23 protein-coding genes and 4 pseudogenes are annotated in these 24,560 nt (G+C 38.9%); 26 read left to right on the forward strand and 1 reads right to left on the reverse strand.

The genetic code is table 11. The features are described from left to right. Positions 1-69 precede the first annotated feature (69 nt). The 26 genes and pseudogenes from crdR (at position 70) to H7N67_RS06550 (ending at position 24,266) form a co-directional block, all read left to right on the forward strand. The gene (crdR, locus tag H7N67_RS06435) at positions 70-711 is read left to right on the forward strand and encodes a copper response regulator transcription factor CrdR (RefSeq protein ID WP_187939422.1); all 642 of its coding nucleotides are present in this window, start codon (positions 70-72) and stop codon (positions 709-711) included. Next, positions 677-1,879: a copper-sensing histidine kinase CrdS gene (gene crdS, locus H7N67_RS06440; RefSeq protein WP_187939439.1), complete on the forward strand. Its 1,203-nt coding sequence runs from the start codon at positions 677-679 to the stop codon at positions 1,877-1,879. Before crdR ends, crdS begins: the two co-directional genes overlap by 35 nt. Positions 1,880-1,881: 2 nt before the next feature. Further along, positions 1,882-3,276 carry an NAD(P)H-hydrate dehydratase gene (locus tag H7N67_RS06445; RefSeq protein ID WP_187939423.1) on the forward strand — a complete coding sequence of 465 codons (1,395 nt, stop codon included), beginning with the start codon at positions 1,882-1,884 and terminating at the stop codon, positions 3,274-3,276. A 10-nt stretch (positions 3,277-3,286) separates the two neighbouring features. Then, positions 3,287-4,747 (forward strand): replicative DNA helicase, encoded by a 1,461-nt coding sequence (locus H7N67_RS06450; RefSeq protein ID WP_187939424.1) that lies wholly within the window; start codon positions 3,287-3,289, stop codon positions 4,745-4,747. Beyond that, complete coding sequence (locus tag H7N67_RS06455) at positions 4,744-6,057, forward strand: ComEC/Rec2 family competence protein (RefSeq protein ID WP_187939425.1); 1,314 nt, start codon at positions 4,744-4,746, stop codon at positions 6,055-6,057. The genes H7N67_RS06450 and H7N67_RS06455 overlap by 4 nt, the downstream gene beginning before the upstream one ends. Positions 6,058-6,127: 70 nt before the next feature. Further along, positions 6,128-6,970, forward strand: a complete 843-nt coding sequence (mqnP, locus tag H7N67_RS06460) for a menaquinone biosynthesis prenyltransferase MqnP (protein ID WP_232263030.1) — start codon at positions 6,128-6,130, stop codon at positions 6,968-6,970. Beyond that, positions 6,963-7,457 (forward strand): hypothetical protein, encoded by a 495-nt coding sequence (locus H7N67_RS06465; protein WP_025445760.1) that lies wholly within the window; start codon positions 6,963-6,965, stop codon positions 7,455-7,457. Before mqnP ends, H7N67_RS06465 begins: the two co-directional genes overlap by 8 nt. Before the next feature lie 12 nt (positions 7,458-7,469). Beyond that, on the forward strand, positions 7,470-7,976 hold the full coding sequence (locus H7N67_RS06470) for a DUF6115 domain-containing protein (protein WP_000953098.1): 507 nt from the start codon (positions 7,470-7,472) through the stop codon (positions 7,974-7,976). Further along, positions 7,970-8,773 (forward strand): phosphatidylserine decarboxylase, encoded by an 804-nt coding sequence (locus H7N67_RS06475; RefSeq protein WP_187939427.1) that lies wholly within the window; start codon positions 7,970-7,972, stop codon positions 8,771-8,773. Before H7N67_RS06470 ends, H7N67_RS06475 begins: the two co-directional genes overlap by 7 nt. Then, a complete protein-coding gene (gene nadA / locus H7N67_RS06480; RefSeq protein ID WP_187939428.1) occupies positions 8,763-9,773 on the forward strand; it encodes a quinolinate synthase NadA in 1,011 nt (336 codons plus the stop codon). Before H7N67_RS06475 ends, nadA begins: the two co-directional genes overlap by 11 nt. Then, a complete protein-coding gene (gene nadC, locus H7N67_RS06485) occupies positions 9,773-10,594 on the forward strand; it encodes a carboxylating nicotinate-nucleotide diphosphorylase (protein WP_187939429.1) in 822 nt (273 codons plus the stop codon). The genes nadA and nadC overlap by 1 nt, the downstream gene beginning before the upstream one ends. Before the next feature lie 24 nt (positions 10,595-10,618). Then, positions 10,619-14,023 (forward strand): annotated as a pseudogene (locus tag H7N67_RS06490) (type ISP restriction/modification enzyme). Beyond that, positions 14,016-14,153 (forward strand): hypothetical protein, encoded by a 138-nt coding sequence (locus tag H7N67_RS08200; protein WP_001133069.1) that lies wholly within the window; start codon positions 14,016-14,018, stop codon positions 14,151-14,153. Before H7N67_RS06490 ends, H7N67_RS08200 begins: the two are co-directional and overlap by 8 nt. 128 nt (positions 14,154-14,281) lie before the next feature. After that, positions 14,282-14,734 (forward strand): annotated as a pseudogene (locus tag H7N67_RS06495) (DNA-methyltransferase); the annotation flags it as partial. Position 14,735: 1 nt separating this feature from the next. Continuing rightward, positions 14,736-14,906: a hypothetical protein gene (locus H7N67_RS06500; protein ID WP_001892495.1), complete on the forward strand. Its 171-nt coding sequence runs from the start codon at positions 14,736-14,738 to the stop codon at positions 14,904-14,906. Then, the gene (locus H7N67_RS06505) at positions 14,907-15,644 is read left to right on the forward strand and encodes a hypothetical protein (protein ID WP_000169633.1); all 738 of its coding nucleotides are present in this window, start codon (positions 14,907-14,909) and stop codon (positions 15,642-15,644) included. Between the two features lie 8 nt (positions 15,645-15,652). Then, positions 15,653-16,096 (forward strand): annotated as a pseudogene (locus H7N67_RS06510) (HpyAIV family type II restriction enzyme); the annotation flags it as partial. Beyond that, positions 16,086-16,211, forward strand: a pseudogene (locus H7N67_RS08155) (DNA methyltransferase); the annotation flags it as partial. The pseudogenes H7N67_RS06510 and H7N67_RS08155, both read left to right, overlap by 11 nt. A gap of 110 nt (positions 16,212-16,321) precedes the next feature. After that, complete coding sequence (locus H7N67_RS06515) at positions 16,322-17,686, forward strand: S41 family peptidase (protein ID WP_187939430.1); 1,365 nt, start codon at positions 16,322-16,324, stop codon at positions 17,684-17,686. Positions 17,687-17,748: 62 nt separating this feature from the next. Beyond that, positions 17,749-18,864 (forward strand): SH3 domain-containing protein, encoded by a 1,116-nt coding sequence (locus H7N67_RS06520; RefSeq protein ID WP_187939431.1) that lies wholly within the window; start codon positions 17,749-17,751, stop codon positions 18,862-18,864. Then, a complete protein-coding gene (locus H7N67_RS06525) occupies positions 18,851-19,564 on the forward strand; it encodes a 1-acyl-sn-glycerol-3-phosphate acyltransferase (RefSeq protein ID WP_033761963.1) in 714 nt (237 codons plus the stop codon). The genes H7N67_RS06520 and H7N67_RS06525 overlap by 14 nt, the downstream gene beginning before the upstream one ends. Further along, on the forward strand, positions 19,561-20,262 hold the full coding sequence (gene ung / locus H7N67_RS06530; protein WP_187939432.1) for a uracil-DNA glycosylase: 702 nt from the start codon (positions 19,561-19,563) through the stop codon (positions 20,260-20,262). The genes H7N67_RS06525 and ung overlap by 4 nt, the downstream gene beginning before the upstream one ends. Before the next feature lie 81 nt (positions 20,263-20,343). After that, entirely contained in the window at positions 20,344-21,336 is a 993-nt protein-coding gene (gene gap / locus H7N67_RS06535; RefSeq protein WP_187939433.1) for a type I glyceraldehyde-3-phosphate dehydrogenase, read from the forward strand. 14 nt (positions 21,337-21,350) lie between these two features. Next, positions 21,351-22,559, forward strand: a complete 1,209-nt coding sequence (locus tag H7N67_RS06540) for a phosphoglycerate kinase (protein ID WP_187939434.1) — start codon at positions 21,351-21,353, stop codon at positions 22,557-22,559. A 15-nt stretch (positions 22,560-22,574) separates the two neighbouring features. Continuing rightward, entirely contained in the window at positions 22,575-23,531 is a 957-nt protein-coding gene (corA, locus tag H7N67_RS06545; protein ID WP_187939435.1) for a magnesium/cobalt transporter CorA, read from the forward strand. 6 nt (positions 23,532-23,537) lie between these two features. After that, positions 23,538-24,266: a TerC family protein gene (locus tag H7N67_RS06550; RefSeq protein WP_187939436.1), complete on the forward strand. Its 729-nt coding sequence runs from the start codon at positions 23,538-23,540 to the stop codon at positions 24,264-24,266. A 154-nt stretch (positions 24,267-24,420) separates the two neighbouring features. On the opposite strand, the gene H7N67_RS06555 is transcribed toward H7N67_RS06550, so the two are convergent. Continuing rightward, positions 24,421-24,560 (reverse strand): outer membrane beta-barrel protein (locus H7N67_RS06555; protein WP_187939437.1); only part of this gene is annotated, 140 nt, incomplete at its 5' end.

Raw genomic sequence — 24,560 nt, forward strand, 5'->3', positions numbered from 1 at the left:
TTTTTAAGGGAGCGTTTTTCATAACCGCTTTTGGCATAAAGGCTATAGAATTAGCGCTACAATACCCCCATGCAAAAAAAGATTTTTTTACTAGAAGACGATTACCTTTTAAGCGAGAGCGTTAAGGAATTTTTGGAGCATTTAGGCTATGAAGTGTTTTGCGCTTTTAATGGGAAAGAGGCTTATGAAAGGCTCTCGGTTGAGCGTTTTAACCTCTTGCTTTTAGACGTGCAAGTGCCTGAAATGAATAGTTTGGAATTGTTCAAGCGCATCAAAAACGATTTTTTAATCTCTACGCCTGTGATTTTTATCACCGCCTTACAGGATAACGCTACCTTAAAAAACGCTTTTAATTTGGGAGCGAGCGATTATTTGAAAAAGCCTTTTGATTTGGACGAATTGGAAGCACGTATTAAAAGGTTTTTCAATGATGATCCCATAGAAATCATGCCTAACATTTTTTATCACCAACACGCTTTGGATATTAAAGGGAAAAAGGAAATCTTAGCGCCCAAAACCGCCCAACTTTTAGAATACTTTTTAGAGCATAAAGGGCAAATCATTAGCTCTCAAGCGCTAGAAAACAATTTATGGGAACAAGCGATTGATGATTCCACCTTGCGCACTTACATTAAAGTGTTGCGCAAGCTTTTAGGTAAAGATTGCATAGAAACGCATAAGGGGGTGGGCTATCGCTTTAACCCACTATGAAAAAAAATCCCTCAAACTTTTTTTAGGGACTTATTTAGGCTCTTCGTTTGTGTTAATGCTAGTGATTAGCGTTTTAGCGTTTAACTATGAAAAAAACGAAAAAATCAAAATGATACGCATGGACATGGACAAAATGGCTTCTAAGATCGCTGGCGAAGTAATTGCCTTGCACATGCAAACGCATGGGGATTACCACAACGCTTTAAACGCTCTCATTTCACGCTATAAAGACGCTTCCATAGCCCTTTTTGATAGCAAAAAGCGTGTTTTATATTCTAATATCCCTGAAAGCGCGGATTTGATTAAAAACCATAAAGAGGCGGGCTTTTTTAGTTTTAAGGGGGAATATTACCTGTTTAGCGATGAAACTTTCGCCCACTTAGGCGTGGCTAAAATGCTTTTTAAAAATTCTAAACCCCTTCATTTTTCTTCTTTGTGTCGTAATATTGTTTTAGTGTTTGTCGTAGCGTTTTTATGCGTGATAGGGGTTTCTGTGTTTTTGGGGCGTTTGTTTTTAAAACCCATTAGGAATGAAATCATTCGCATCGATCATTTTTTAAAAAACACCACGCATGAATTAAACACCCCCATGAGCGCTTTAGTCTTGTCGTTAAAAACCTTAGAAGACAGCCAACAACACCGCCGCATTAAAATCGCTATCCAGCGCATGAGTTTTTTATACCGCTCGCTTTCGTATTTGGTGATGCAAGATATTGAGCGCGAATCCCTTATGCTTTTAGATTTAAAAGCCCTGATTATCAAAGAAAACACGCTTTTTAGCGAGATGATAGACTACCACAAGCTGGAATTTAAAAGCGATCTAGTGGGAGTGGAATTTAAGGCTAAAGAGCAGGATTTCCTTTCGCTTTATAGCAATTTGCTCATGAACGCAATCAAATACAGCGTCATGCATGGGTATATCCACATAGAGCTAACGCATGCGTTTTTGAAAGTGAAAAATTTAGGGTATGAAATCCCTAAAGACAAGATCACCGAATTAAGCGTTCGTTATGTGCGTTTCAATTCTAGCGTGTTGGGCTATGGTATAGGGTTAGATTTAGTGAAAAAAGTGTGCGAAAAGTATAAAATGCGTTTAGAAATTCATAGCGAACCCTCTTTAAAAGGATCGTTTTACGAAAATTCGTTCTGTATTCATTTTCAAGGATAAAGATGCTTTCAGTGTATGAAAAAGTGAATGCTCTAGACAAAAGGGCGATTGAAGAATGGCTTTTAAGCGAAGACATTTTAATGGAAAACGCCGCGATGGCTTTAGAAAGGGCGGTTTTACAAAACGCTTCTTTAGGCGCTAAAGTCATTATCCTTTGTGGGAGCGGGGATAATGGGGGCGATGGCTATGCTCTAGCCAGGCGTTTAGTGGGGCGTTTTAGAGTGCTAGTTTTTGAAATGAAATTAGCCAAAAGCCCCATGTGCCAATTGCAAAAAGAAAGGGCTAAAAAAGTGGGGGTAGTCATCAAAACATGGGAAGAAAAGAATGAAGATTTAGAATGCGATGTTTTAGTGGATTGCGTGGTAGGGAGCGCTTTTAAGGGCGAATTAGAGCCGTTTTTAAACTTTGAAAGCCTTTCTCAAAAAGCGTGCTTTAAAATCGCTTGCGACATTCCTAGCGGGATCGATTCTAAAGGCAGGGTGGATAAGGGAGCGTTTAAAGCGGATACGACTATCAGCATGGGTGCTATCAAATCATGCTTATTAAGCGATAGGGCTAAAGACTATGTAGGGGAATTGAAGGTGGGGCATTTAGGGGTTTTTAATCAAATCTATGAGATCCCAACGGACACTTTTTTACTAGAAAAAAGCGATTTGAAACTGCCCTTAAGGGATAGAAAAAACGCTCATAAAGGCGATTACGGGCATGTGCATGTTCTTTTAGGCAAGCATAGTGGGGCGGGGTTATTGAGCGCTTTAAGCGCATTAAGTTTTGGATCTGGGGTGGTGAGTATTCAAGCGTTAGAATGCGAGATAACTTCTAATAACAAGCCTTTAGAATTGGTTTTTTGTGAAAATTTCCCTAACTTCTTGAGCGCGTTCGCTCTTGGCATGGGTTTAGAGAATATTCCAAAGGATTTTAAGAAGTGGCTTGAATTGGCCCCATGCGTTTTAGATGCGGGCGTTTTTTATCATAAAGAAGTGTTACAAGCCTTAGAAAAAGAAGTGATCTTAACCCCTCACCCTAAAGAGTTTTTATCGTTATTGAAATCAGTGGGGATCAATATAAGCATGCTAGAATTACTAGACAATAAACTAGAAATCGCAAGGGATTTTTCTCAAAAATACCCCAAGGTGGTTTTGCTTTTAAAAGGGGCTAATACCCTAATCGCTCATCAAGGGCGAACTTTTATCAACAATTTAGGGAGCGTGGCTTTAGCCAAAGCAGGCAGTGGCGATGTGTTAGCGGGGCTTATTTTAAGCTTGCTTTCTCAAAACTACACGCCTTTAGACGCCGCTATTAACGCAAGCCTAGCGCACGCTCTAGCGGGTTTAGAATTTAAGAATAATTACGCTTTAACGCCCCTAGATTTGATAGAAAAGATCAAACGATTATAAAAGGATAAAAATGGATCATTTAAAGCATTTGCAGCAATTGCAAAACATTGAAAGGATCGTGCTTTCAGGCATTGTGTTGGCCAATCATAAGATTGAAGAGGTCCATAGCGTTTTAGAGCCTAGCGATTTTTACTACCCGCCTAACGGCTTATTTTTTGAAATCGCTTTAAAACTGCATGAAGAAGATTGCCCCATTGATGAGAATTTTATCCGCCAAAAAATGCCTAAAGACAAGCAAATCAAAGAAGAGGATCTGGTCGCTATTTTTGCGACAAGCCCCATAGATAATATTGAAGCCTATGTGGAAGAGATTAAAAACGCTTCCATTAAACGAAAACTTTTTGGCTTGGCTAACACCATTAGAGAGCAAGCCCTAGAAAGCGCGCAAAAATCCAGCGATATTTTAGGCGCTGTGGAGCGAGAAGTCTATGCGTTATTGAATGGCAGCACCATAGAGGGCTTTAGGAGCATTAAAGAAGTGCTTGAAAGCGCAATGGATCTCATTACAGAAAACCAAAGAAAAGGGAGTTTGGAAGTTACTGGCATACCGACTGGCTTTGTCCAGTTGGATAATTATACGAGCGGTTTTAATAAGGGGAGTTTAGTCATTATAGGGGCAAGGCCGTCTATGGGTAAAACCAGTTTGATGATGAACATGGTCTTAGCTGCACTCAATGACGATAGGGGGGTAGCGGTTTTTAGTTTGGAAATGTCTGCGGAGCAACTCGCTTTAAGGGCGTTATCGGATCTCACTTCTATTAACATGCATGATTTAGAGAGCGGGAGGCTTGATGATGATCAATGGGAAAATTTAGCCAAATGCTACGATCACCTTTCTTGCAAAAAACTCTTTTTCTACGATAAAAGTTATGTGAGGATAGAGCAAATCCGCTTGCAACTGCGAAAGCTTAAATCCCAACACAAGGAATTGGGTATCGCTTTTATTGATTATTTGCAACTCATGTCAGGGAGCAAAGCCACTAAAGAACGCCATGAGCAAATCGCTGAAATTTCAAGGGAGCTTAAAACTTTAGCCAGAGAATTAGAAATCCCTATCATAGCACTAGTCCAACTCAACCGCAGTCTGGAAAATCGAGACGATAAACGGCCCATTCTTTCGGATATTAAAGACAGCGGAGGGATTGAACAGGACGCTGATATTGTTTTATTTTTATATAGAGGCTATATCTATCAAATGAGGGCTGAAGACAACAAAATAGACAAGCTCAAAAAAGAAGGCAAAATTGAAGAGGCGCAAGAGTTGCATTTAAAAGTTAATGAAGAAAGGCGTATCCACAAACAAAATGGCAGTATTGAAGAAGCTGAAATCATCGTGGCTAAAAACAGGAATGGGGCTACAGGAACGGTTTATACGCGCTTTAACGCTCCTTTCACGCGCTATGAAGACATGCCCATAGATTCCCATTTAGAAGAGGGGCAAGAAACTAAATTTGAAATACCCACAACTTGAAAGACAAAACCTTTCAGGGGGCGTTTGAACTTCTTGCAACCCCCAAAGAATACTTATGGTGTGGGGTTGTTTTAAGCCTTTTGTTGGCAATCAATCTTTATTTAGAATACTTGAATCACCAAAAGCTTGATTTTTCAAAACCTACAAGCCTGAACGCTCAAATCTTGTTGCAATACCCTAAAACTAAAGATCAAAAAACCTATTTTGTTTTAAAACTCCAATCAAAGGGCATGATCTTTTACACCACCATTAAAGAGCCTTTAAAAAACCTCCAATACCGCCATGCGCAATTTTTTGGCAAAATCAAATCTTGTTCGTTCTTAGAGTCTCTAAAATCATGCTTTTTTCAAACTTATTCTTTTTCTTTAACGCGAAAACAAGATTTCAAATCGCGTTTGCGCCATTTCATTGATAGCGCTCATTCCAACGCTTTAGTGGGTAATTTGTATCGCGCGTTATTTATAGGGGATAGCTTGAATAAGGATTTAAGAGACAAAGCCAACGCGCTAGGGATCAACCACTTACTAGCCATTAGCGGGTTCCATTTGGGGATTTTAAGCATGAGCGTGTATTTCCTTTTTTCGCTTTTTTATACCCCCTTACAAAAACGCTATTTCCCTTACAGGAACGCTTTTTATGATATAGGGGTTTTGGTGTGGGTTTTTTTGCTGGGGTATTTATTGCTATTAGATTTTTTACCCTCTTTTTTCAGGGCGTTTTTAATGGGCTTATTAGGGTTTTTGGCATGCTTTTTTGGGGTAAGGATCCTAAGTTTTAAACTTTTGATTTTAGCGTGCTGTATCGCCATAGCGTTACTCCCTAAATTGCTTTTTAGCGTGGGGTTTTTGCTTTCTGTTTGTGGGGTGTGGTATATCTTTTTATTTTTAAAACACACTCAAATTTTTTTTAAAGATTCTTCTTTTTTCAAGCGATCGTTTCAAGCGATTGCTTTAAGCGTGTTAGTGTTTTTGAACATGCTCATTATTGCACATGCCTTTTTCCCTATGTTTTCGCCCTACCAGCTTTTTAGCATTCCTTTAGGCTTGATTTTTATCGTGTTTTTCCCTTTGAGTTTGTTCTTGCATGCGGTGGGTTTAGGGTCTTTGTTGGATCATTTTTTAAGCATGCCTTTAACAATCCCCACGATTTCGGTTTCTTCACCCTTATGGCTTTTAGGGGCGCATTTATTTTTAACGATTCTAAGCGCGCGTTTTTTTAAAGTTTATTTAAGCATGAATGTTTTGAGCATGGGCTTTTTCTTGTATTGTTGCTATCAATATATTATAATGCCTAGTTCAATTGTGGGTTAGAAAAGTCATTTTATTAGGGATCAAATAATTGCTTAAAAAAATCACGCACCAAATCAAAGCTTTAAGCGAATTGGTCGCATTAGAGCATACGATATTTTCTAGCATGTTTTTACTCATGGCTATGGTCATAAGCTCCTATCAAAAAAATCAAACGCTCTTTTTTGGGTTAGAAACCTTAATCCTTTGTTTTTTAGCCTTATTAGGGGCGAGAAACTTCGCTATGGGGTTTAACCGCTTGGTGGATAGAGATATTGATAAGGATAACCCAAGGACGAAAAACCGCCCGAGCGTGGATGGCAGGATCAGCGTTAAAGGCATGGTGGTTTTTAGTGCTTTAAACGCTCTTTTATTCGTGGGGGTGAGTTATTTCATTAACCCTTTAGCTTTCAAGCTTTCGTTACCTTTTTTAATCATTTTAGGGGGGTATTCGTATTTCAAGCGCTTTTCTTCTTTGGCGCATTTTGTCGTGGGTTTGGCTTTGGGTTTGGCCCCCATTGCGGGAAGCGTGGCGGTTTTAGGGGATATTCCTTTATGGAATGTCTTTTTGGCTTTAGGGGTGATGCTGTGGGTGGCTGGGTTTGATTTGCTCTATTCTTTACAGGATATGGAGTTTGATAAAGAGAGAGGCTTGTTTTCCATTCCTAGTAAATTAGGGGAAAAATGGTGCTTGAACCTTTCAAGGCTCTCACACTTTGTGGCGCTAATGTGTTGGCTTTGTTTTGTGAGGTGCTATCATGGGGGGCTTTTTGCGTATTTGGGATTAGGGGTTTCAGCCTTGATTTTACTCTATGAGCAGATCTTAGTGGCCAGAGATTATAAAAACATTCCTAAAGCTTTTTTTGTGAGCAATGGCTATTTGGGGGTGGTGTTTTTTATTTTTATCGTCCTTGATGTGGGGTTTAAGCATGCATGAGTTGGTTTTAAGATCCCAAGCTTTAGGGTTTGAAACGCGCTTAGTCCAGTGCGATTTATCGTTCTCTTATGAAAGGTTTATCTCTAAAAGTAAACGCTCTTTAGCGGTATTAGAAGAATTTGATTGGTTAAATTCTGGCTTTGATTTTTCACGCTTGAATGTTGAAAATGACACTCTGGAATTGCTCAAAGCGCTGTATTTTAAATTAGAAAAATTAGAGAGCCTGCTTTTAAAAGAAAACCTGCTTGAATTGGAGCAAAATAACCGCATCATCGCTTTAGGGCATGGGCTAGTTTGCCTAAAAAAACAAAGCCTGATAGCGCCTCAAACTTATTATGGGCGTTGCGTGTTAGAAGGGAAAATCCTAGCTTTTTTTGGCGTGGCAAGGGATAAAGATTTTTTAGAAATCACTCGCATGCACGCCTTAGACATCAAGCGTTATGATTCTTTCATTGTTAATAGCGAAAGAAAAGGCTTGAAATTATGAATGGGAGCAATCATGTTATCTTCTAATGATTTGTTTATGGTCGTTTTAGGGGCGATTTTATTGGTGTTGGTGTGCTTGGTGGGGTATTTATATCTTAAAGAAAAAGAGTTTTACCATAAAATGAGGCGTTTAGAAAAAACCTTAGACGAATCCTATCAAGAAAATTATATCTATTCTAAGCGTTTGAAAGAATTAGAGGGGCGTTTGGAAGGCCTTTCTTTAGAAAAGAGCGCTAAAGAGGACAGCTCATTAAAAACGACTCTTTCGCACCTTTATAGCCAGTTGCAAGAAATCCAAAAATCCATGGACAAAGAGCGCGATTATTTAGAAGAAAAAATCATTACTTTAGAAAACAAATTCAAAGACATGGGGCATTATGCTGCTAGCGATGAGATCAATGAAAAACAGGTTTTGAAAATGTATCAAGAGGGTTATAGCGTGGATTCTATTTCTAAAGAATTTAAAGTGAGTAAGGGCGAGGTGGAATTTATATTGAACATGGCAGGGTTAAAATGGTAGCTTTAAGCAACGCTCTTTCAAGGGTTTTTGGCTCTGTGGCTGGCTATAAATTCCCTTCTTTTATCCAAAAAAGCATCAACGCTCTTTATGTTAAGATCTTTAAAATCGATTTGAGCGAGTTTGAGCCTTTAGAAAATTATAGGAGTTTGAACGCCCTTTTCACGCGCTCTTTAAAAAAAGAACGGCCCTTTGACAAAGCCCCTAATATTTGCATTGCACCTTGCGACGCTTTAATCACCGAATGCGCTTGTTTAGACAATGATACCGCTTTACAAATTAAAGGCATGCCCTATAAAGCGCATGAATTAGTGGGCGAAATCAACCCTTTAAGCCCTTCTTTTTTCTATGCGAATTTTTACCTTTCGCCCAAAGATTACCACCACTACCACGCCCCTTGCGATTTAGAAATTTTAGAAGCTCGTTATTTTGCGGGGAAATTACTACCAGTCAATAAGCCCTCATTACACAAAAACAAAAATTTGTTTGTGGGCAATGAAAGGGTGGTGCTTGTTGCAAAAGACATTCAAGGCAATAGGTTGTATTTTGTAGCGGTGGGAGCGTTAAATGTGGGTAAAATGCGTTTTAATTTTGATAAGAATATCCAAACTAACGCTAAAGCCCGTTTCACGCAAACCTACTCTTATAACCCCCCCATTAAAATCAAAAAGGGGGATAATTTAGGGAATTTTGAAATGGGCTCTACTATCGTTTTATTTGTTCAAAACACCGCTTTTAAAGATTTGAAAGAAAAAAGCGTGAAGTTTGGGGAAAGTATAGGGGAATTTCATGCCAACTGATAACGATTTAAAAACTTCTATTGTGGAATTGTTGCGCGATTTAGACGCGCTTTTAGTGGCTCATTTTTACCAAAAAGATGAAATTGTAGAGTTGGCTCATCATACAGGCGATAGCTTGGAATTAGCCAAAATCGCAAGCCAGAGCGATAAAAACCTCATCGTGTTTTGCGGGGTGCATTTTATGGGTGAGAGCGTGAAAGCCCTAGCCTTTGAAAAACAAGTGATCATGCCCAAACTCTCATGCTGCTCTATGGCAAGAATGATTGATAGTCATTACTACGATAGAAGCGTTCATTCATTAAAAGAATACGGCGTTAAAGAATTTTACCCTATCACTTATATCAATTCTAACGCTGAAGTGAAAGCCAAAGTCGCTAAAGATGGTGGCGTGGTTTGCACGAGCCGCAACGCTTCTAAAATCTTTAATCACGCTTTAAAACAAAATAAAAAAATCTTTTTTCTACCGGATAAATGCTTGGGGGAAAATCTAGCCCTAGAAAACGGCTTAAAAAGCGCAATTTTGGGTGCAAACAGCAAAGAAGAAATTAAAAACGCTGATGTGGTTTGTTATAACGGCTTTTGTTCGGTGCATCAGCTTTTCAAATTAGAAGACATTGAATTTTACCGCCAAAAATACCCGGATATTTTAATCGCTGTCCATCCAGAGTGTGAGCCTAGCGTAGTTCAAAATGCTGATTTTAGCGGATCAACGAGTCAAATCATAGAATTTGTAGAAAAGCTAAGCCCCGATCAAAAAGTCGCCATAGGCACTGAAAGCCATTTAGTCAACCGCTTGAAAGCCAAGCGCAACCATCAAAACACTTTCATTCTTTCTAGCACGCTTGCACTTTGTCCTACCATGAATGAAACGACTTTAAAAGATTTGTTTGAAGTCTTAAAAGCCTATAAAAACCACAGGGCTTACAATACGATTGAATTAAAAGATGAGGTGGCGCGTTTAGCCAAACTCGCTTTAACTAAAATGATGGAGTTGTCCTAATGGAGGTAAAAACCTTTTTAGAATGTGCTTTAAAAGAAGATTTAGGGCATGGGGATTTGTTTGAAAGGGTGTTAGAAAAAGATTTTAAAGCCACGGCTTTTGTTAGGGCTAAACAAGAGGGCGTGTTTTCAGGCGAAAAATACGCTTTAGAGTTGTTGGAAATGACCGGCATTGAATGCGTTCAAACCATTAAAGATAAAGAACGCTTCAAGCCTAAAGACACCTTAATGGAGATTAGGGGGGATTTTAGCATGCTTTTAAAGGTTGAGCGCACCCTTTTAAACCTGTTGCAACACAGCAGCGGGATCGCCACTTTAACGAGCCGTTTTGTAGAAGCTTTAAATTCTCATAAAGTGCGTTTGTTGGACACGAGAAAAACGAGACCCCTTTTAAGGATTTTTGAAAAATATTCCGTGCTTAATGGGGGAGCGAGCAACCACCGATTAGGACTAGATGACGCTTTAATGCTTAAAGACACGCATTTAAAGCATGTGAAAGATTTAAAAAGCTTTTTAACGCATGCCAGAAAAAACTTGCCTTTCACGGCTAAAATTGAAATTGAATGCGAGAGCTTTGAAGAGGCCAAAAACGCCATGAATGCGGGAGCGGATATTGTGATGTGCGATAATTTGAGCGTTTTAGAGACGAAAGAAATTGCCGCTTATAGAGATACGCATTATCCCTTTGTTTTACTAGAAGCGAGCGGGAACATTTCACTAGAGAGCATCAACGCTTACGCTAAAAGCGGCGTGGATGCCATTAGCGTAGGGGCTTTAATCCATCAAGCCACTTTTATTGACATGCACATGAAAATGGCTTAAAAACTTTAAAAAGGGGTTATTAGCATGCTAAAAGAATATTTAGAAGGCATTAAAGATCTGACTCCTGAAAGTAACGAACTCACGCACCGCACCTTTTTAGAAAACTTGCTTATAAGTTTAAAAGACCATTTCAATAAAGAATTTGAGATTGAGCATGAGCCTAAAAGAGAGCGAGGGGGGCAGCCTGATTTTCGCATCTCTTATCAAGGGCTAAACATCGGCTATATAGAAAATAAAAGGGTAGGGACTAATCTTAACCAACTCTTAGAAAGCGATCAAGTTCTTAAATATTTAGAATTAAACCCCAACCTCATGCTCACGGATTACCTTAATTTCGTGTGGGTAGGGAAAGATGAAGAGAATAAGCCTTCAATTAAAAGAGAAATTTCTGTCGCTAGCCTTGATGAACTTTCTAAACCCCTAAAACCCAAACCGCAAACCGAGTGCGATCTGATTGAATTGTTTAGAGGCTTTTTCAATCACGAAGCAGCCCCTATTACTAACGCTAAAGATTTCGCAAACGCATTAAGCGCACCCACCAAGTATTTAAAAGACGCTCTAATCCAATACCATGAAGAACAGCAAGTTTCTAGCATTTTTAAGAATTTTAAAGAATATCTTTATGAAGAATTGAGTTTTGAAGACTTTAGCGATGCGTTCGCTCAAACGCTCACTTACAGCCTTTTTCTAGCCAAGCTCAACCACCCTTTTGAAAAAATTGATTTAAATAATGTGAGAAGCTCCATTCCTGAAAATTTCGCTGTGATCAGAGAAATGGCGGATTTTTTAAAGAAGCTTGATGCAATCAAAGAAATCCAATGGCTTTTAAATGAAATTTTAAGCTTAATCAATCATGTTGATATGGATTCTATCCTTAAAGATTTGAATGACGATAAAGACCCTTATTTGCACTTTTATGAAACCTTTTTAAGCGCTTATGACCCTAAATTGCGAGAGAAAAAGGGCGTGTATTACACTCCAGATTCTGTGGTGAAATTCATCATTAACGCTTTGGATAGCCTGCTCAAAACGCATTTCAAAGACGCTCCCTTAGGCTTAAAAAGCGCTTTAGATAACGAAAACATCAAGCTCTTAGATTTTGCTACCGGCACCGGCACTTTTTTATTGGAAGCGTTCAGGAAAGCGCTAGAAACGAGAGAAACAAGCGATGGAGGCATCTCCACTAAAGAGGACAAATACCAAAACCTCTTGAAGCAATTCTATGGGTTTGAATATTTGATCGCTCCTTATGCGATCGCTCATTTAAATCTCAGCCAAGCCTTTAAGGAGGAATTTAAAAAACCTCTCAAAGAAAACGACGCGCTCAAAATCATTTTAACCAACACTCTCATACAGCCTAGTGAGATCGTTGCTTATCGTGGGCTAAGCCCGATTTTTGAAAAAGAGCTTAAAAGCGCTCAAGAAATTAAAAAAAATGAAAATATCCTTATCATCACCGGTAACCCCCCTTATAGCGGGGCGAGCGAGAATAAGGGCTTGTTTGAATGGGAAGTGAAAGCCACTTACGGCATAGAGCCTGAATTTCAAACCATAGAAATTGAAAAAAAGGTTAAACTCACCGACAAAATCCAAACGCTTTTAAAGAACATTCAAACCCAAAAAGAAAGCGGCAGCAAAAACGCCCTAAAAAGCGGCAGCAAAAACGCCCTAAAGGAACTTAAAAGCCTCCATTCCAAATACAAACTACAAAAGGAGAAAAACCCTAAATGGCTCCTAGACGATTACGTGAAATTCATGCGTTTCGCTCAAAACAAGATCGAATCATTAGGGCATGGCCTTTTTGGCTTTATCTCTAACAACGCCTTTTTAGACAACCCTACTTTTAGGGGGTTAAGGCGCTCTCTTTTAGAATGCTACGATGAGCTTTATATCCTAAACTTGCATGGAAACGCTAGGAAAAAGGAGGAAACCCCACAAGGCGCAAAAGACGAAAATGTTTTCAATATCATGCAAGGTGTGTCCATTAACCTCTTTGTCAAAAAGGCGCAAGCCACCAAGCCAAAAATCTTTTATTATGATGTGTATAGCGAAAGGGCTGAAAAATACGCCTTTTTAGCCCAAAACGATTTGAATAGTATTGAATGGCTTGAGCTTGCCCCAAGAGAGCCTTTTTACTTACTCATACCCCAAGAAACGCCCTTGTTAGAGGAATACGAACAAGGCTTTAGCGTTCAGGAGATGTTTCAAGTTGGAGGCACCGGTATTTGCTCTAAAAAAGACCATGTCGTTTTCCATAAAGACAAAGAAAGCTTATTAAAGCTTCTAAAAGATTTTTCAACCTTAGAACCCAGTGAATTACGCGGAAAATATAATATTAAAGATACTGAAGGTTGGAAACTTGGAAGGGCAATTGAAAATGTTAAGAAAAATCAACATGAATTAGAAAAATACATTGTTTCGTGCCAATACCGCCCTTTTGATTATCGTTGGACTTATTACACTGATAAAAGTTGTGGGTTTTTAGCTAGACCCGTATATGATGTTTTTAAGCACATGTTACCCCCCCCCCCCCCAACAAAACCCTAAAACACCCAATCAAACGCGCAAAAATGTCGCGCTAATTACTTCTCGCAGATTTTGTCAATCACAAAAAAGCGGCGTAGGATTTGTTAGTAATAAAATTTCAGATTTGCGCACTTGGACATGTCCAGGAATGGAGGGAGGCGATTATGTAAATCCACTATACCATAACCCCAACTACACCGAAAATTTTACGCCAGAGTTTAGAATCTTTATAGACAAGCATTATAGCCACCCTTTTGAGCCGCTAGAGGTTTTAGGCTATATCTATGCGTTATTGTATTCCACAAATTACCGCAAGCGTTATGAAGACTTTCTCAAAGCCGATTACCCTAAAATCCTTTTCACAAACAATAAAGATTTGTTTAGGGCTTTAAGCCTTTTAGGGATTGAATTAATCGGCTTGCATGTCTTAAATAAAGAAAGCTTGAATCACAGCTTTAACAAATTAAAAGACGCCACCATAGGCGATTCCTACTACAAAGAAGCGCATGATTGCATCATCAAAAAACCCTCTCATAACGAATTAGAACAACGGCTTTATATCAACCATAGCGCTTATTTTAGGGGGGTGAGTCAAGAAATTCATGATTATAGAATAGGGGGGTATGGCGTTTTAGACAAATATTTAAAAAGCCATAAAGACGAGCCTTGCGACTTTGATCATGTAAGTAACATCATTAAAGTCATCGCGCGCACGATTGAAATCCAAAAAACGCTTGGATTTTTAACGAGCGATTTGCCCCATTTAAAAGGGAATGACAGCAAAGCGTTAATGCAAGAAATCTTGCAAAATCCACCCCCCCATTTAATACCAATATCGCCCTTATCTTATCGCGCCAAGCCAAAGCCAGAGGTTCAGCCTTCCCTTTATTCTGCCTTGCCTAATCTCGCTCTCATTTGCGATAGAGGCTCTAAAGTAAGCCCCATTTCTAATGTTTTTGTAACGGGCATGCTTTGCGATTTGCATTTGAACGGATCGGGGAGTTATGCGTTTTTGTTGTATCGTTTAAAATAGGTGGGGATAGATAGCTTCTATCATTTGATGCATTTGATGAGAACAAAGCTAGAGACTAAACATTAAGATAGCCTTAAAACGCTTGTGTTAAAATAATTAGAGTAGCAGATATAAAAGGTTAATTAATCATGGATTTTTTAAAAGAAAACTTAAACACTATCATAGAGGGGGATTGCTTAGAAAAATTGAAAGACTTTCCTAATAAAAGCGTTGATTTTATCTTTGCTGACCCCCCATATTTTATGCAAACAGAGGGGGAATTGAAGCGTTTTGAAGGCACAAAATTTCAAGGCGTTGAGGATCATTGGGATAAATTTGGCTCTTTTAAGGAATACGATACCTTTTGTTTGGGGTGGCTAAAAGAATGCCAAAGGGTTTTAAAAGATAATGGCAGTATTTGTGTGATAGGGAGTTTTCAAAATATTTTTAGAATTGGTTTTCATTTGCAAAATTTAGGGTTTTGGATACTCAATGATATTGTTTGGCACAAGAGCAATCCGGTGCCTAATTTTGCTGGCAAGAGACTATGCAACGCCCATGAAACGCTTATTTGGTGCGCTAAAAAAATTAAGGAAAAGATAAATGGATACCATATTTTTAAAAATTAACATTAAAAAAACCGATCAACAAGCAGAAGAACTAAGAGAGCAAGGGTTATTTTTTGTAAGCATTGCAGAAGCTTTGGGGATTGGACGCTCTCAAATTGTGGAGATTGAAAACAAAAAACCAAAGGCAAAAAAAGGCAAAAGATAAATGACAAAAGTTGATGCAATTAAAAAAGTTATGGAGGATAATAAAGGGATTGTTTCTTGGACTATCCTGTATAACCAAATTGAAAAATACTATCCTAGTATTAGAGCCACTAAAGAATGGGAGGCTGGGCTTAGAGGGGTATTATACAGAGAGATTAGAAATCATAAAAATTTTAAAAAAGTAGGGTTGTCATTGTATGCCCTTTTAGACTATCAAGAAGAAGAGCTAAAAGAAATTCAAGAAAACCCCATTCGCATGCATTCTTTTATGGAAGGTGTTTGCGTAGAAATGGGTAACTTTTTAAAATTAGACACTTATAGTGCTGATCCAAAGGCTAGTTATAATAATGTGCTTTTATCAGATTTGACAACCTTACGCACTATTCCTAATTTTACCTATAAAGAAATTTTAGATACAAGTAAAAAAATTGATGTGCTTTGGTTTAATCCTAAAGGTTTTATTTTCCCTAAAAGAGCTATTGAAATTGTGGATAGCATAAGCACACTAGAACCAGCTTTGCAACGCACCTTACAATTATTGGAGTTTAATCTTGATTTCTATATTTTGCTAAAAGAAAAAGATTTGCAAAAAGCTTTTAAAAAGTTAGAAAAAGAACCATACAAGAGAATAAAAGAACGCTATAAGATTAAAAGCTACACTGCTATTTTAGATATTTATCATAACCCTATTGCTCGTATGCATGATGATTTTTTACATGTAAAAACATTTTTTAATTGAAAATTTAAAACATTCAAGGCTATTTTTATTTTATAGATGAGGGTTTGAATAAAAATCAAAATTATTATAAAGAAGAATTGCAAAAATTATCCGCTGATTATGGCGTGCCTTTGAGTTTGCGCTATGGTAAGGGGTTGTTTGAATCTCTTAATATCCCGCAAGTTTGGGATGAGGTTTTAAACCATTTAGCGCGATGGCGTGAAACCTTACCCGATTTACCCAGTTTGAATTTTGATGAAAATCCTTTAGAAAGTTTTAGAGAAATCAAAGATTTAGCGCCAAGCGTTTATAGGAAGCTTTTGGATAATGATGAAATTTTTAATCTTGTGTTAATTTTATTCCCAGAACAAAAAGTTTTAAAAATATTAGTAGAGCATTTTAGACAACAAAATAAAACGATCTATCAGCAATTAGCGTCAAAGTTAGCGCAAAAGTTATTGTCTTTGCGATAGAGGCTCTAAAGTAAGCCCCATTTCTAATGTTTTTGTAACGGGCATGCTTTGCGATTTGCATTTGAACGGATCGGGGAGTTATGCGTTTTTGTTGTATCGTTTAGGCTCAAAATGAGTGAATGAGTGGGCATGTTATCTAAATTTTAGATAGAATAAACGCAAAAAATTGAATAAAACCTTAAAGGTGATTCTTTCTAATCTCAAAAATGGGTGGTGCTATTAACAATGACAAAACGACTTTTTAAAGGGTTGTTAGCGATTTCTCTTGCTGTGAGTTTGCATGGTGGTGAAGTTAAGGAAAAAAAGCCGGTCAAGCCGGTTAAAGAAGATCCGCAAGAATTAGCGGCTAAAAGGGTGGAAGCGTTCAGTCGTTTCTCTAATGTGGTTACAGAAATTGAAAAAAAATATGTGGATAAAGTCACCATTTCTGAGATCATGACTAAAGCGATTGAAGGCTTGCTCTCTAATTTGGACGCGCATTCAGCGTATTTGAATGAAAAGAAGTTTAAGGAATTTCAAGCCCAAACCGAGGGCGAATTTGGGGGGCTTGGGATCACGGTGGGCATGCGCGATGGCGTTTTAACCGTTATTGCTCCCTTAGAAGGCACTCCCGCTTACAAGGCTGGGGTTAAGTCAGGCGATAACATTTTAAAAATCAATAACGAAAGCACGCTGAGCATGAGCATTGATGATGCAATCAACCTCATGCGCGGCAAGCCAAAGACCCCTATTCAGATCACCGTTGTTAGGAAAAATGAGCCAAAACCCTTGGTGTTTAACATCATTAGAGACATCATTAAACTCCCCTCTGTCTATGTGAAAAAGATTAAAGAAACCCCTTATCTGTATGTGAGAGTGAGTGGTTTTGACAAGAATGTTACCAAATCGGTTTTAGAAGGCTTAAAAGCTAACCCTAAGGCTAAGGGGATCGTGTTGGATTTAAGAGGCAATCCTGGAGGGTTGTTAAACCAGGCGGTGGGCTTGTCTAATCTCTTTATTAAAGAGGGGGTTTTAGTCTCTCAAAAAGGCAAAAACAAAGAAGAAAATTTAGAATACAAGGCTAACGGCAGAGCCCCTTATGCCAATTTACCTGTTGTAGTGTTAGTCAATGGCGGTTCAGCGAGCGCGAGCGAGATCGTCGCAGGGGCACTGCAGGATCACAAGCGAGCCATCATTATCGGTGAAAAAACCTTTGGTAAGGGAAGCGTGCAGGTGCTGCTCCCTGTCAATAAAGACGAAGCCATTAAAATCACGACCGCACGCTATTATTTGCCGAGCGGGCGCACCATTCAAGCTAAGGGTATCACGCCTGATATTGTGATTTATCCGGGTAAAGCACCAGAAAATGAAAATAAATTCAGCTTGAAAGAAGCGGATTTAAAACACCATTTAGAGCAAGAGCTTAAAAAACTTGACGATAAAAACCCTAATTCCAAAGAGGCGGATAAAGACAAGAAAAGCGAAGAGGAAAAAGAGGTTACTCCTAAAATGATCAACGATGATATTCAACTGAAAACCGCTATTGACAGCTTGAAAACCTGGTCTATCGTTGATGAGAAAATGGATGAAAAAGCGCCTAAGAAGAAATAAAAACTCATGGGGTTTTTATTTGAAGAATGATAAAACCATGTTTTAATTTTCATGCGTTTTCAATGAAAACCATCACAATCGTTAGCTTGATTTTAAGCCTTTTGGTAAGCTTTTTGGTTGCTGAAAACGCCCATGAGCCAGAAGAAATCAAAGCTAAAGTGGCTTATGTGAAAATCCCCCAATTAGAAGATTTAGAAAACAACCCGGTTTATATCGGTCAAATTATAGGCGTAACTTATGATCTATTGCTGTTTGACGCTGAGTTTTTGGAAGCCAAAATCAAAGACGGGTTGGATAAAACCCAAATTGAGCTTTTAAATAAGATGCCTAAATGGAAAAAGGTGGAAAAAGAGCTTTTCAGAGCGACTTATTATTACAAGATTAAGGGCATAAAAGCGAGTATTCCGCCTTTAGAAGTGAGCGCGTTTTCCAACAAAGACAAATACATCGATCATTCCATAGCCCCAAAAGTTGCTTTGCAGGTAACGGATTTGTCCAAAAACCCTCGTTACGCGAATGTCATGGTTAAAGATTTACAAGTTGTGCAATACAAAACCAAAGATTATGACGATAAAAACAATATTTTGGTGATGGAATTAGCGTTCAAAGAAGCCACTTGGGAAGATTTCCACATCAAAGGAGCGATCAAGCAAGGGTTTGATAACGCCTCTTTAAACCAGATCAAGGCTAAAGAAGGGAGCGTTTTTTATTATTGCGTGCTGCCTAAAACCCTTCAAAGCCTTTCTTTTGATTATTTTTCGCTTTCTAATAGGCAGTTTAAAACGCTGTCTTTTTCAGCCATTCCCACTCAAGACACTACCGGTATTCAAAGCGATCTCATCCCTAAAAACAATTTTTTAGTCTTTTCTAACGTGGCGCTGCTCGCTTTGTGCATGTTTTTCTTGGTGTTGTTTTTCATTTTTGGGCGCAAACTCATTTTTTTAGGGCTTGGGGTTTTGTGCTTAGGGTTTGTTTTGTACCACCTTTTATTCACGCAAAAATCAGCCCTATTGCTCGCTCATAAAAAAATCCGCATTCTGCCCACGCAAAATTCCACTATTTTAGGGCTTTCTAAAAATGAAATGCCGATTAAAATCTTAGGTTCGCATGATGATTATTACAAAATCCTAACGCCGCATGAACAAATAGGATGGGTCAAAAAAGATGAAGTCAAATAAAAAATCCAATCATTTAAGAGCGATTTATAGGGCTTTAGTGATCGCTATAGGACTAGCTGTTATCATTGTTTTCAATTATTTTAACCGCAAAAACAATAACGCCCGCTCCAGCCGTAGGGCTTGTTCGTGCTTTTTTTCTCTTACAGGGGTTACTTTAGAAAAAATAGGCGCTTTTGATACGGACGCTAAACTCATTGTCTTAAACCACCAAAGCTTACTAGACATTATTTACTTAGAAGCCTACCACCCTAGCAATATTTGCTGGATCGCTAAAAAAGAGCTGGGCGAAATCCCCTTTTATGGGCATGCCTTAACGGATACCGGAATGATTTTAATTGACAGAGAGGATAAAAAGGGGATCGTGAGCCTTTTGAAAGCGTGTAAGGAAAAACTAGACCAAAACCGCCCTTTAGTGATTTTCCCTGAAGGCACTAGAGGCAAAGGAGGAGAAAAATTCCTCCCCTTTAAGCAAGGGGCTAAGATTATCGCTGAAAAATTCCAGCTCAAAATCCAGCCCATGGTGTTAATCAATTCCATTAAAATCTTTAATTCCAAGCCCCTAGAAGCCTATAAAGCGCGCACCCGTTTAGTCATGCTAGAAAGTTATACGCCTGATTTTAACTCGCCCACCTGGTATGAAGAATTACAAGAACGCATGCAAAAAGAGTATTTAAAACACTACCACGAACTAAACGCATGAAGCTTTTTGACTACGCTCCTTTGAGTTTGGCTTGGCGGGAGTTTTTGCAAAGCGAATTTAAAAAACCTTATTTTTTAGAAATAGAAAAACGCTACCTAGAAGCCCTAAAAAGCCCTAAAACCATTTTCCCTAAAAGCTCTAATCTGTTTTATGCACTCAATCTAACGCCCCCTAGCGCGGTTAAAATCATTCTTTTAGGGCAAGATCCCTACCATTCCACCTACCTAGAAAATGAACAAGAATTGCCGGTGGCGATGGGTTTGAGCTTTAGCGTGGAAAAAAACGCCCCCATCCCTCCAAGTTTAAGGAATATTTTTAAAGAATTGCATGCGAATTTGGGCGTGCCTGTGCCTTGTTGTGGGGATTTGAGCGCGTGGGCTAAAAGGGGTATGCTGTTATTGAACGCCATTTTAAGCGTGGAAAAAAACCAAGCCGCTTCGCACCAATATATTGGCTGGGAAGCTTTTAGCGACAGGATATTAGAACGCCTTTTTGAAACGATCTCCCCTTTAATCGTGGTGCTATTAGGGAAAGTCGCCCAAAAAAAGATCGCGCTAATCCCTAAAAACAAACACATCATCATCACAGCCCCTCACCCTAGCCCACTATCTAGGGGGTTTTTAGGGAGTGGTGTTTTTACAAGCGTTCAAAAAGCTTATAGAGAGGTTTATCATAAGGATTTTGATTTTAGTTTGTGATTAATGAGAAAGAACCCCTTAAGAATGCCTTTATTTAAAAGCATTTGTGATAAAATAGCAATTTTTAAATAAAGGGAAAACATGCCAATTAGAATCGCTATCAATGGGACCGGGCGCATCGGTTTGTGCGCTATAAGAGTCGCTAGTCAAAGAAAAGATATAGAGATTGTAGCCATCAATTCCACCGCTGAATTAGAGACTCTTTTGCATTTGATACGCCATGACAGCGTGCATGGGCATTTTGAAGCCCAATTAAACGCCAATAGAACCCTAAATATCGGGCATAGTAAAAATATTTTAGTGTTGAACGAGCGAGACATTAACAAGCTTGATTTTTCTGCCGCTAACGCAGAAATCATCATAGAATGCACCGGGAAATTCAATTCCCTAGAAGCTTCAAGCGCTCATCTTAAGAACAGCGTGAAAAAAGTCATCATCTCCGCTCCCGCGCAAAATGCCCCTACCTTTGTCTATGGGGTGAATCACACTAATTACCATAACGAAAGCGTGATTTCTAACGCCTCTTGCACGACTAACGCTACCGCTCCTTTACTCAAAATCTTAGATGAAGCCTTTAAGGTAGAAAACGCGCTTTTAACCACTATCCACAGCTATACTAACGATCAAAACCTTTTAGACACCAAGCACAAGGACATCCGCCGCGCTAGAGCGGCTAGCCTTAACCTCATCCCCACAAGCACCGGCGTGAGCAAAGCCATTTCGCTAGTCTTACCGCATTTAGGCCCTAAAGTTACAGGCCTTGCGATTAGAGTGCCTACCCCTAATGTGAGCTTGGTGGATCTGTCTTTAAATTTTAAAAAATCCGTGAGTAAAGCAAGCCTTCAGCATGCGCTTAAAGACGCCAGTAAGCATGCCTTTAAAGGGATTGTAAGCATTGATGAAGAAAGGCTCGTTTCAAGCGATTTTATTTCTTCGCCTTTTAGCGCGATTGTGATTGATGATCAAATCATGACAATAGGCGAAAAAAATGCTAAAGTATTGGCATGGTATGATAATGAAATGGGTTATAGCGAGCGTTTGATAGACATGGCGCAATATATAGCGCAAAATTAAAAGAAAGGATTTTCATGTTAGCTAAAATGTCGTTTATGCAAAACGTTAAAAACATTCAAGAGGTGGATGTCAATCATAAAAGGGTGCTTATTAGAGTGGATTTTAACGTGCCTTTAGATGAAAATTTGAATATCACTGATGACACGCGTATTAGAGAGAGCTTGCCCACCATCCAATATTGTATTGACAACAAGGCTAAAGATATTATTTTAGTGAGCCATTTGGGCCGCCCTAAAGGGGTTGAAGAAAAATTGAGCTTGAAGCCCTTTTTAAAACGCCTTGAAAGACTTTTAAATCATGAAGTGGTTTTTTCTCAAAATATCGCACAACTCAAGCAGGCTTTAAACGAAAACGCGCCAACAAGGATTTTTCTTTTAGAAAACATCCGCTTTTTAAAAGGCGAAGAAGAAAATGATGAAAATCTGGCTAAAGATTTAGCGGGCTTGTGCGATGTGTTTGTGAATGACGCTTTTGGCACGAGCCACAGAAAGCATGCCAGCACTTATGGCACGGCGCAATTCGCCCCTGTTAAAGTGAGCGGGTTTTTGCTCAAAAAAGAAATTGATTCGTTTTATCAAGCGTTTAACCACCCTTTACGCCCTCTATTGTTGATTGTAGGGGGGGCTAAGGTCAGCTCCAAACTCACTTTATTAAAAAATATTTTAGATCTCATTGACAAGCTCATTATTGCCGGGGCGATGAGCAACACCTTCTTAAAAGCTTTAGGCTATGATGTGCAAGATTCTTCTGTAGAAGACGCTTTGATAAAAGACGCCCTAGAGTTATTGCAAAGTGCGAAAGAAAAAAAAGTCAAAGTCTATTTGCCTATAGACGCTGTAACCACTGATGACATTCTCAACCCCAAACACATCAAAATTTCACCCGTCCAAGACATTGAGCCTAAACACAAGATCGCTGATATAGGGCCTGCGAGCGTGAAATTATTTTCTGAAGTCATAGAGAGCGCGCCCACCATTTTATGGAATGGCCCCTTAGGCGTGCATGAAAAGCAAGAATTTGCCAGAGGCACAACCTTTTTAGCCCACAAAATCGCTGACACTTACGCTTTCTCGCTCATTGGTGGGGGCGATACCATTGATGCGATCAACCGCGCGGGCGAAAAGGATAACATGAGTTTCATTTCTACCGGTGGGGGAGCGAGTTTGGAATTATTAGAGGGCAAAATTTTACCTTGTTTTGAGGTTTTGGACAAACGCCATTAACTCTAAGGATCGCTTATGGTGAACGTGTTTTTCAAACAGCAAAAATTTGTCATTAAAAAACGCTTTAATGATTTTAATGGTTTTGATATAGAAGAAAATGAAGTGTTGTGGTTTGAATTAATCAACCCTACGCCCAATGAATTGGCCACTCTAAGCCAAGAATACGCTATCCACTACAACACAGACCATTCCCAACGAGTCTCATCAGTAACCAAATATTGGGAAGACAGCTCCAGCGTTACGATCAACGCTTTTTTCACCAACCAGGATGAAAATGAGACTTTCCACACGGAAATGGCGACCTTTATTTTGTCTAATAACATTCTTTTCACGATCTATTACGGGACTTTAGAAATCTTTGATTCTATCCAAAAAAAGGTTTTGGCTAGCCCTAAAAAATTTGAAGACGGGTTTGATATTCTAACCAAAATCTTTGAAGTGTATTTTGAAAAAGGGGTGGAATGTTTGGAGTGGATCAACAAACAAACGAGCCTGTTGCGCAAAAACATCATTTTCAAAGAAACTTCTACGCATGATGATATTTTAGTGCACTTGTCCAATTTGCAAGAATTTAATGTGGCTTTAAGGGATTCTTTTTTTGACAAACGGCGCATTATCACCGCTTTATTAAGGAGCAATAAAGTGGATAGCGATACTAAAAATAATTTAAATCTTATTTTAACCGATTTTAGCTCTTTGGTGGAGTCTACAACGGTCAATCTCAACTCGCTTGATAACATTCAAAACCTGTTCGCTTCTCAAGTCAATGTGGAGCAAAATAAAATCATCAAACTCTTCACTGTGGCGACCATGGCGATGATGCCCCCCACATTGATTGGCACGATTTATGGCATGAACTTTAAATTCATGCCGGAGTTAGAATGGCAATACGGGTATCTTTTCGCACTGATTGTCATGGCGATTTCTACGATTTTGCCTGTGCTCTATTTTAAAAAGAAAGGCTGGTTGTAGCCTTTTATGGAATTTTTATCCTCACTCTTAGACGCTCTTTCTACACCGCATGGCATAGTCTCCTTGGCTACGCTCACGCTTTTAGAGATCGTTCTAGGGATTGATAATATCATTTTTATCACGGTGATGGTCTATAAACTCCCCAAACACCAGCAAAATAAAGCCATGATTTTAGGCTTGGGTCTGGCTATGATCACTCGTATAGGGCTTTTAGGGAGCTTGTTTTTCATCAGCCATTTGCAAAAGCCTTTATTCGCTATAGCGGGCATGAGCTTTTCATGGCGTGATGTGGTGCTGCTTTTAGGGGGGGCGTTTTTGGCTTTTAAAGCGTTAGTGGAATTAAAAGAGCAGATCTACCCTAAAGAAAAACACCAAGAAAAAGCGTTTGGCTTTTCCATCACTTTAATAGAAATCATGTTTTTAGACATTGTCTTTTCTTTGGACTCCGTGATCACGGCTATTGGGATCGCTAAACACTTAGAAGTCATGGCGCTTGCTATTATTTTATCCGTAATCGTGATGATGTTTTTTTTCAAAATCGTTGGCGATTTTATTGAAAGGCATTATCGCATCAAAACTTTAGCCTTTGTGTTTTTGCTCGTTGTGGGCGTGTTTTTGTTTTTAGAAGGCTTGCATTTGCATGTTGATAAAAATTATTTGTATGCGGGTATTGGTTTTGCCTTGCTCATAGAATGCTTAAACATTTTCATAGAAAAGAAAATGAAAAAAAGTTAAAAAGCGTTTTTTAAAAACAAAATTAAAGGAGTTGTGCGTAAAAGGCTTTGCGCTTTTTAAGCGTGGGTAACTAAAATTTTAACCAAAACTCACAAGCAAATAGGGGGGCATTTTGCAACACTCCCCCAAAAAAAGAGGGGTTCAAAGAGAATTTTCAATAAGCAAACACATAATTCAAATACACGCTATAGAGCCTTCTGTATTTGAGTTCAGCGCCCATGAAAGAATAATAATCCGTGTTAATGGTAGGGATTTTCACACCTAATTCCACGCCATGCTGCGCGGCATGATCGC

Origin of the sequence: Helicobacter pylori (assembly GCF_014498195.1) — a bacterium.
In the GTDB taxonomy this organism is placed as follows: domain Bacteria; phylum Campylobacterota; class Campylobacteria; order Campylobacterales; family Helicobacteraceae; genus Helicobacter; species Helicobacter pylori_DO.

What these genes read in the sequence shown, in the direction of transcription:
- crdR (WP_187939422.1), top strand. Translation starts at nt 70, where the DNA reads ATGCAAAAAAAGATTTTTTTACTAGAAGACGATTACCTTTTAAGCGAG.
- H7N67_RS06445 (WP_187939423.1), top strand. Translation starts at nt 1,882, where the DNA reads ATGCTTTCAGTGTATGAAAAAGTGAATGCTCTAGACAAAAGGGCGATT.
- H7N67_RS06450 (WP_187939424.1), top strand. Translation starts at nt 3,287, where the DNA reads ATGGATCATTTAAAGCATTTGCAGCAATTGCAAAACATTGAAAGGATC.
- H7N67_RS06465 (WP_025445760.1), top strand. Translation starts at nt 6,963, where the DNA reads ATGCATGAGTTGGTTTTAAGATCCCAAGCTTTAGGGTTTGAAACGCGC.
- H7N67_RS06470 (WP_000953098.1), top strand. Translation starts at nt 7,470, where the DNA reads ATGTTATCTTCTAATGATTTGTTTATGGTCGTTTTAGGGGCGATTTTA.
- H7N67_RS06475 (WP_187939427.1), top strand. Translation starts at nt 7,970, where the DNA reads ATGGTAGCTTTAAGCAACGCTCTTTCAAGGGTTTTTGGCTCTGTGGCT.
- nadA (WP_187939428.1), top strand. Translation starts at nt 8,763, where the DNA reads ATGCCAACTGATAACGATTTAAAAACTTCTATTGTGGAATTGTTGCGC.
- nadC (WP_187939429.1), top strand. Translation starts at nt 9,773, where the DNA reads ATGGAGGTAAAAACCTTTTTAGAATGTGCTTTAAAAGAAGATTTAGGG.
- H7N67_RS06500 (WP_001892495.1), top strand. Translation starts at nt 14,736, where the DNA reads ATGGATACCATATTTTTAAAAATTAACATTAAAAAAACCGATCAACAA.
- H7N67_RS06505 (WP_000169633.1), top strand. Translation starts at nt 14,907, where the DNA reads ATGACAAAAGTTGATGCAATTAAAAAAGTTATGGAGGATAATAAAGGG.
- H7N67_RS06515 (WP_187939430.1), top strand. Translation starts at nt 16,322, where the DNA reads ATGACAAAACGACTTTTTAAAGGGTTGTTAGCGATTTCTCTTGCTGTG.
- H7N67_RS06520 (WP_187939431.1), top strand. Translation starts at nt 17,749, where the DNA reads ATGAAAACCATCACAATCGTTAGCTTGATTTTAAGCCTTTTGGTAAGC.
- H7N67_RS06525 (WP_033761963.1), top strand. Translation starts at nt 18,851, where the DNA reads ATGAAGTCAAATAAAAAATCCAATCATTTAAGAGCGATTTATAGGGCT.
- ung (WP_187939432.1), top strand. Translation starts at nt 19,561, where the DNA reads ATGAAGCTTTTTGACTACGCTCCTTTGAGTTTGGCTTGGCGGGAGTTT.
- gap (WP_187939433.1), top strand. Translation starts at nt 20,344, where the DNA reads ATGCCAATTAGAATCGCTATCAATGGGACCGGGCGCATCGGTTTGTGC.
- H7N67_RS06540 (WP_187939434.1), top strand. Translation starts at nt 21,351, where the DNA reads ATGTTAGCTAAAATGTCGTTTATGCAAAACGTTAAAAACATTCAAGAG.
- corA (WP_187939435.1), top strand. Translation starts at nt 22,575, where the DNA reads ATGGTGAACGTGTTTTTCAAACAGCAAAAATTTGTCATTAAAAAACGC.
- H7N67_RS06550 (WP_187939436.1), top strand. Translation starts at nt 23,538, where the DNA reads ATGGAATTTTTATCCTCACTCTTAGACGCTCTTTCTACACCGCATGGC.